This is a genomic window from Catellatospora bangladeshensis (genome assembly GCF_016862575.1).
Classification (GTDB): domain Bacteria; phylum Actinomycetota; class Actinomycetes; order Mycobacteriales; family Micromonosporaceae; genus Catellatospora; species Catellatospora bangladeshensis.
Genome location: NZ_BONF01000001.1, coordinates 139,833 through 146,903, shown reverse-complemented (window position 1 = coordinate 146,903; position 7,071 = coordinate 139,833). Strand labels below are relative to the sequence as shown.

Sequence of the window (7,071 nt, the reverse complement as noted above, 5' to 3'; positions counted from 1 at the left end):
AGAGACGCTTCGATTGTGCAGTTTCCCCGAAAGTGCGCGAGGCATGCCAGGATGATCGCCTGTGACGCCTGCCGAGCTGGCCCGTGAGGTCGACGCCCGATGCCGCCTGCGCGGCGAGTTCCTGCTCCGGTCCGGTCGCACCGCGACCGAATACTTCGACAAGTACCGCTTCGAAGCCGACCCTCTCCTGCTCGACGCGCTCACCGGGCGGATGGCGGCGCTGGTCCCGCCGGGCACGCAGGTGCTCGCCGGGCTGGAGATGGGCGGCATCGCCGTGGTCACCGCGCTGGGGCGGCACACCGGACTGCCGTGCGCGTTCGTCCGCAAGACCGCCAAGGCGTACGGCACCGCGAAGCTCGCCGAGGGCGCCGAGATCGCCGGGCGGCAGGTGCTGGTGGTGGAGGACGTGGTGACCTCCGGCGGCCAGATCGCGATCTCCACCCGGCAGCTGCGTGAGCTGGGCGCGACGATCGACAGCGCACTGTGCGTGATCGACCGGCAGGAGGGCGGCGCCGCCGCGCTCGCCGCCGACGGCATCACCCTGCGCGCCCTGCTGACCCGCTCCGATCTGGACGCCGCCCGCGGCTGACGGCGACGGGACGGCCATCCGCCGCGCCGGACGCTACATTCACACCGCTGACTTCGGTCGAGGAGGGGGCGGGGGATGATCCGGCTGACGCGGCGGAGGCTCATCGCGATCGTGAGCGTGCTCGTGCTGCTGGCCGCGGGTGCCGGGTACGCGGTGTACCGCGGAACGGCCTTCGACCTCGCGGCGACGGCGGCGCGGCTGGACGCGCTGATCGTGCGGATCAACGGTTCGGTCGCCGAGCAGCGCGCCAACGAGCTGCTCAACTACCACCGCGTCGAGGGCGGCATGGCCAACTGCATGCGCGAGCGCGGGCTGCCGTACACCGTCGCGCCGTACTTCAGCCTCTACGAGGGCTTCACCGACGCCGACGTCGGCTACGGCACCGGCGGCGCGACCGTGCTCGACTCGGTCACCGAGCACGGCCGCCGCTTCGCGCTCAACGTGATCGCGTCGGCGTACGCCCCGCCGGGCTACGACTACGGCTTGCCGCTGCTGCCGCCCGGGGTGGATCAGGAGACCTGGATCGCGGCCTCGAACGCGTGCCGCGGGCCGTTCGACTACCGCGAGTACCACGATACCGACCGGCCCGCCGGCACGGACCAGCTGAGCTCGCTGCCCGGTCTCTCCGAGCGGATCGACGCGAACCCGCTGGTGCTGGCGGGCCGGCTGCTTTACGCGCCGTGCATGCGGGAGCGCGGTCACCAGGTGGACTGGAACGGCCGCGACGACTTCCTGTTCCGCGACTGGGGGCTGCGGACGGCGGACGCTCCGATTAGCGGCCGTCCGGCCACCGCCGCCTGGCGGGCCGCCGAGGACGAGATGACCGGCGTGTTTGCCGACGACGCCGCGTGCCGGATGCCGTCGTACACGGCGGCGATGCGGCTGGTGTCCTGGTGGCTCGACGAATGGGAGGCCGCGCACCGCGCCGACCTGGACCTGGTGCGGGCGGAGTGGCGAAGGCGGGCCGCCGAGGCGGAGCGGCTGACCTCGCAGATCGCCGTGACCGCGACGCCACGGCCGTCGCCACCGGCCCGCTGACCGGCAGACGTTAAGAAGGGCACCTTCCTCTACGCATAGCGTTAAGAAGGTGCCCTTCCTTGCATTGGTGACAGTGCGGCCGGCGGTCGCTCACCCCCGTTAGCGACCGCCGGCCTTTCACTGTCCGGGTGGACGCCGTCCCCCAACGGCATCTGTCCACCCATCCCCCTGTGCACTTCGCTCGGCGCCTCCTGACGGAACATCTCCGTCCGGGCCGGCCCGCTGGGACCCCTGGGGCCTTCATCGAGCGTCGCGCCACTGGTGAACACGCTACGTCGGCCTACAGGGCTCCGTCCAGGGCAAACTCAAGATTTTTTCACTGAACGTAATCAGCCATACACGCTCCGCGCTCGCCCGGTGGGCACGGATTCCGCACCGCACCGCCCTTCGCCGCCGCGCGATTCACCCCATTCGTGTAGGTTGCACAACGGGATCGTGACCGGATGGGCGGTTTCGGCTACAGCCGCTGGTACATCACGTGCAGCCCGACGCGGCCGTGCACGGGATGCGCGAACGCCTCCGGGACGGTGGCGAGGATCTCGAAGCCGATCGCCTGCCACAGGTGCACCGCCGCCGCGTTGGTCTCGACCACCGCGTTGAACTGAATGCCGTGATAGCCCGCGGACCGCGCCCACTCGATCATGTGCGTGCCGAGCGCCCGGCCCACGCCGCGCCCGCCGTGCGCCGGATCGACCATGAAGCTGGCGGTGGCGATGTGCGCGCCGCGCCCGGGGCGGTTAGGCCCCATCTTGGCCGAGCCGAGCACGGTGTCCCCGTCGACGGCGACCACGGTCCGGCCCGGCGGCTGCTCCATCCACCACGGGCGGGCCTGGTCCACGTCCATGCCCTCCGGGAACGCGTACGTCTCGCCCGCCGCGACGATCTGCCGGAAGAACGGGTAGATCGACGGCCAGTCCCGGCCGGTCGCCTCACGAATGATCATGTCTCGGACCCTACCGGCCGCCCGCTCCGCCACGCGACGCCATAACCTCCCCGCCCCACACGAGCAAAGCTCCCGCCAGGTCGTCTGCACGACGTGGCGGGAGCCTCGGTCCTGGAGCGGAGGAGCCGGTCAGGCAGGGGTCACCCGGCGGCTCGCGCGGCGGGCGCGCATCTGGGCGGTGTGCGCGGCCGAACGCAGGGACTGGGCCGCGGCGGTCGCCGCCTCCGTGGCCAGCCACGCCTGCTTCTCCGCCTCCGACGCGCGGCGGTACGCGGTGCGCAGCGACGCCCGGGCCACCTTCGTCAGCACCGCCTCCTGCTCGATCGGGTGGCGGCGCGGGTCCCAGCCGCGGCGGTGCGCCAGCGCGTCGCTCAGTTCCAGCGGCGACATCCGGTTGTGCGAGCACGCCGACATCGCCGAGCGGTGCAGGTAGCGCTCGCGGAAGGCGTACTCGGCCGGGGTCTGCGGGGTGCGCGGCAGCGGCAGCGCCGACGCGGTCAGCACCCGGCGGGCCTGCGAGTCGGCCTCGTCGTAGTGCTGCCACGCGCGCTCGGCCACCTCCTGCGCGGCCAGCCACTCCTCCCGGCGGCGCCGGGCCGTCACGGCGGCGCGCTCGGCCGCCGCGCTCGCCTCCCGGGCCTTGCGGGCCAGCGTCTGGGCGTACTCGGAGAGCATCGTCTGCTGCTCCAGCAGCTCGGGGGCGGGGCCGGCGGGCTGCGGCTCGGCCTGGCGGGTGTACGCGGCGAGCACGCCGATCGCCACGGCGGCCAGCAGGGCGAGCAGGGACCAGGCGAGCACGGCGCTCGGCAGGTCGTGCCAGAAGATGTCCAGGACAACGTTCATGATCAACACCTCGGGGTGGCTGAGGGGTGGGCGCGACGGCGGGGACACGTCACGAAGAGGGAAGGGTGTTACGGCGCACGGGCGGGCGCCCGGAGGGGGACGTCGGTCGGCGGCATACCGGTGTCATCACCGGAGAGCGCGGGAACGAAACCGGCGGAACGCCGCGAACTCGACGGAAGGCCGTTACCGCGCGGGCGGAGCGCGGCAGCCGCGCGTCCCGGGGGTCACCGAGCCGGACGGCTCGGCGGCGACCGGGAGGGGCCGGACGGTCTCGGCGTCGCCGAGGCATCCGGGGTGGACGGCGGCGGCCGGGCGGGCGGACGGCGCCCGCTCCTCCTGGACGCTCGCGGTGACGGCCGACTGCTCGGCGCGCGGCTGCGGGGCGGGCTCGGCTGCCCGGGCCGCGGCCGGGGCCAGCAGCAGGCTCATCAGGGCCAGCGCGGTCAGCAACCGCGCGGAGAGGCGCGCAACCCACCGGATCGGACCGGTGAACGCGCTGAATGTCACGAAACGAAAACCTACCCTCTCCGGGCGACAGTCGCATCCGGAGTGATCGACACCACATTCCACCGCATGCCGAGGCCGGCGCGGGCGCTCCCGGGGCTGCGCTCAGTCGGCGGGGTAGCCGAGCCGCTCCGCCAGGTCGCCGTACCGGGCCCGGAAGGCGGCCCGGTGACGCTCGGTGAAGTAGTTGCGCCAGTCCCCCGGCACGCCCTTGCGGTAGTGGTTCATCTCGTCGACCTCGCCGGGCCGCCGATCCGAATAGGACAGCCGGGTGAAGGTGTGCCGGCCCACCGTGTGCGGCACGTACGACCGCGGCAGCCGTCGCAGCGCGGGCGCGGGCAGCGCGCGGCGCCACCGGCCGGGCTCCCCCAGCGCGCCCAGCCGCCAGCGCACCGCGGCCATGCGGACCCACTCGCCGACGGCCCCGGGCGGCACCAGCAGCCCGTAGTGGTCGAAGATGCGCGCCCAGACCGCGACCTGGTCGCCGATCTGCTCCTCCATGCGCAGCTCCAGGACCTCCGGCTGCTGGTAGTCCCAGGTGTTCATGTGGTCGAGGAAGTAACCGCTGAACTCGATCTCCTCCAGCATCCCGTCCGCCACGTCCAGCTCCCGCAGGCGCCTGCGGTGCTCGGGCAGCTCGTGCCAGGTCACCCCGAGCGCCTGTACGGCGTGGGTGTTGCGGTGGCTGAAGTAGCCGGAGACGATGATGTCGCGCGGGTCGCGGATGACGTTCACCGTGCGCCGGGGCGGCAGCGTCTCGTAGTGCTTCTGCTGGATGTTGGTCAGCGACAGCAGGTCGACCCGCTCCTGGCGGACCAGCTCGGCCAGCGAGCCGTACGGCGCCCACTGCTCCGGCGCGATCACGGTGACCATGTTCAGGCCCAGCAGCCCGCAGGCCTCCCGCAGGATGGCCCGGGACCAGCTGGAGGCGGCCTTGTGCCGGCCGGAGTAGACGAGCAGCACGCGGCGACCCCCTGGACCGTGCGGCGAAGATCGAGACATTTCGAAGACGCATTCTTGCAACATTGTTAACTGACAGACAAGGGGCCGCCGCCCGCCGGACCCATCTAAGCTGGCGATCATGGAGTTGCGCGTCTTCACCGAACCCCAGCAGGGTGCTTCCTACGAACAGCTGCTCGCCGTCGCCCGCTGCGCCGAGGACGCGGGCTACGGCGCGTTCTTCCGGTCCGACCACTACCTGAAGATGGGCGACGTCAGCGGGCTGCCCGGGCCGACCGACGCCTGGATCACGCTGGCCGGCCTGGCCCGCGACACCAGCCGCATCCGGCTGGGCACGCTGATGACGGCCGCCACGTTCCGCTACCCGGGGCCGCTGGCGATCAGCGTGGCGCAGGTGGACGCGATGAGCGGCGGGCGCGTCGAGCTGGGGCTGGGCGCGGGCTGGTTCACCGCGGAGCACGAGGCGTACGGCATCCCGTTCCCCGAGGTCGGCGAGCGCTTCGACCGGCTGGGCGAGCAGCTGCAGATCATCACCGGGCTGTGGGACACCCCCGCCGGGGGCAGCTTCGACTTCCACGGCAAGCACTACACGGTCACCCGCTCCCCCGCCCTGCCCAAGCCGGTGCAGCGGCCGCACCCGCCGATCCTGCTCGGCGGCGGCGGCAAGCGGCGCACCCCGGTGCTCGCGGCACGCTTCGCCGACGAGTTCAACATGCCGTTCGCGAGCGTCGAGGACAGCGCGGCGCAGTTCGAGCGCGTGCGCCAGGCCTGCCTCCGGCTCGACCGCGAGCCGGGCACCCTGCGCCTGTCCAACGCCTTGGTCGTGTGCTGCGGCCGGACCGACGCGGAGGTCCGCCGCCGCGCCGCCGCCATCGGCCGCGCCGAGGACGAGCTGCGCACCAACGGCCTGACCGGCTCCCCCGCTGAGATCGCCGACAAGATCGGCCGCTACGCCGAGACCGGCTCCGAGCGCATCTACCTGCAGTTCCTCGACCTCACCGACCTCGACCACCTGGAACTCGTCGCCGCCGAGGTCGCCCCTGAGCTCTCGTAAACAAGGGCACCTGCTTGACCCTCAGCCGAAGCCTGCCCGCAGTTTCGGGGGAAGTGCAGGAACGAGGCGGCTGGAGGCCGCGGTTTCCCCGAAACTGCGGCCGGTTCAGGCGGTGTGCGCGGCGAGCGTCGCGGCCAGGGCGGCGTTGCGGGCCGCGAAGGCGTGCCACTCCGGCGGGGTCGCGGCGAGGTGTGGGGCGGCGGCGCGGGGCGAGCACGCGCGCTGCCGCCAGTCCAGCATCCGGCCGCCCCTGATGGTGAAGGTGACCAGCACACCCTCGTGCCAGCCGGACACATCGAGGTCGTACGCCGCGGACACGGTCACCCGCTGCGGCGCGACCGTCCACTCCAGCGCTTCGAGTTCGGCCTGGATGCGCCCGGCCAGCTCGTACGCGGCCTCGTCCGAGGCGGCCTGACGGCGCCGGATCAGCTCGGCCCGCAGCGCCGCCACCGCGCCCGGCTCCCGTTCGAGCACCGCCCGCACGGCTAGGGCGAGGTCCGCGCGCTGCCCCGGCCCGACACCGCGCGCCTGCGCCATCTCCCTCTCCGCGACGGTGAGCCCGGTCCCGGTGTAGTGCAGCGGGAAGGCACGGTGCAGTGCGGCGACGGCGGTGCGTGCCCGCTGCCCGCCCAGGTAAGGACCGAACCACACCGTCTCCCGGCGCGGCGTGGGCACATGCGCGACTTTCAGCCCCGGCGCCGCGGCGGAAAGGTCCAGACGGATGTGCACCGGCGACTCCAGCCCGCCGGGGACCCGGTTGGCGGGCGGCATCCGATGCTCCAGCACGTTGCGCTCCAGCCAGGCCGCCTCATGCTCGGACTCGCACACCACCGCCTCGATCCGGGCCACCGCGCGCACCATACGCGCCAGGTGCGGGCGGTCGCCGAGGTCGCGCCAGTACGAGCCGACCCGGCGGCGCAGCTCCACCGCGCGGCCCGCGTAGAGCACCCGGCCACGCCCGTCGCGGAACCGGTACACCCCCGGCTCCCGTGGCAGCGCCCGCACCGCGGCCCGCACCCCGCCCGCCTCCACACCGCCTCCATCCGAAAGGAAGGGCACCTTCTTAACGCAATACGTAGAGGAAGGGCACCTTCTCAACCTCCAGCGGCGTCTGCGCCGACGCCGCGGCAAGCGACCGCC

General features: G+C 72.9%; 8 protein-coding genes. 3 read left to right on the top strand and 5 right to left on the bottom strand.

Going from position 1 to position 7,071, the window contains the following annotated elements:
- Positions 1-61 precede the first annotated feature (61 nt).
- Both Cba03nite_RS00660 and Cba03nite_RS00655 read left to right on the top strand, forming a co-directional pair.
- Entirely contained in the window at positions 62-589 is a 528-nt protein-coding gene (locus tag Cba03nite_RS00660) for an orotate phosphoribosyltransferase (RefSeq protein ID WP_203740430.1), read from the top strand.
- Between the two features lie 75 nt (positions 590-664).
- Positions 665-1,627 (top strand): hypothetical protein, encoded by a 963-nt coding sequence (locus Cba03nite_RS00655; protein ID WP_203740428.1) that lies wholly within the window; start codon positions 665-667, stop codon positions 1,625-1,627.
- Between the two features lie 457 nt (positions 1,628-2,084).
- Here the strand turns inward: Cba03nite_RS00655 and Cba03nite_RS00650 are convergent, their stop codons facing one another.
- The 4 genes from Cba03nite_RS00650 to Cba03nite_RS00635 form a co-directional block, all read right to left on the bottom strand.
- Positions 2,085-2,570, bottom strand: a complete 486-nt coding sequence (locus Cba03nite_RS00650) for a GNAT family N-acetyltransferase (RefSeq protein WP_203740426.1) — start codon at positions 2,568-2,570, stop codon at positions 2,085-2,087.
- 129 nt (positions 2,571-2,699) lie between these two features.
- Complete coding sequence (locus tag Cba03nite_RS00645; RefSeq protein ID WP_203740424.1) at positions 2,700-3,413, bottom strand: hypothetical protein; 714 nt, start codon at positions 3,411-3,413, stop codon at positions 2,700-2,702.
- Positions 3,414-3,596: 183 nt separating this feature from the next.
- On the bottom strand, positions 3,597-3,920 hold the full coding sequence (locus tag Cba03nite_RS00640) for a hypothetical protein (protein ID WP_203740422.1): 324 nt from the start codon (positions 3,918-3,920) through the stop codon (positions 3,597-3,599).
- Positions 3,921-4,022: 102 nt separating this feature from the next.
- Entirely contained in the window at positions 4,023-4,880 is an 858-nt protein-coding gene (locus Cba03nite_RS00635; protein WP_203740420.1) for a sulfotransferase domain-containing protein, read from the bottom strand.
- Between the two features lie 118 nt (positions 4,881-4,998).
- Here Cba03nite_RS00635 and Cba03nite_RS00630 point away from each other — a divergent pair, with 118 nt between their 5' ends.
- Entirely contained in the window at positions 4,999-5,931 is a 933-nt protein-coding gene (locus tag Cba03nite_RS00630; protein ID WP_203740418.1) for an LLM class F420-dependent oxidoreductase, read from the top strand.
- Between the two features lie 105 nt (positions 5,932-6,036).
- On the opposite strand, the gene Cba03nite_RS00625 is transcribed toward Cba03nite_RS00630, so the two are convergent.
- Positions 6,037-6,963, bottom strand: a complete 927-nt coding sequence (locus Cba03nite_RS00625) for a GIY-YIG nuclease family protein (protein WP_203740416.1) — start codon at positions 6,961-6,963, stop codon at positions 6,037-6,039.
- Positions 6,964-7,071: the final 108 nt, after the last annotated feature.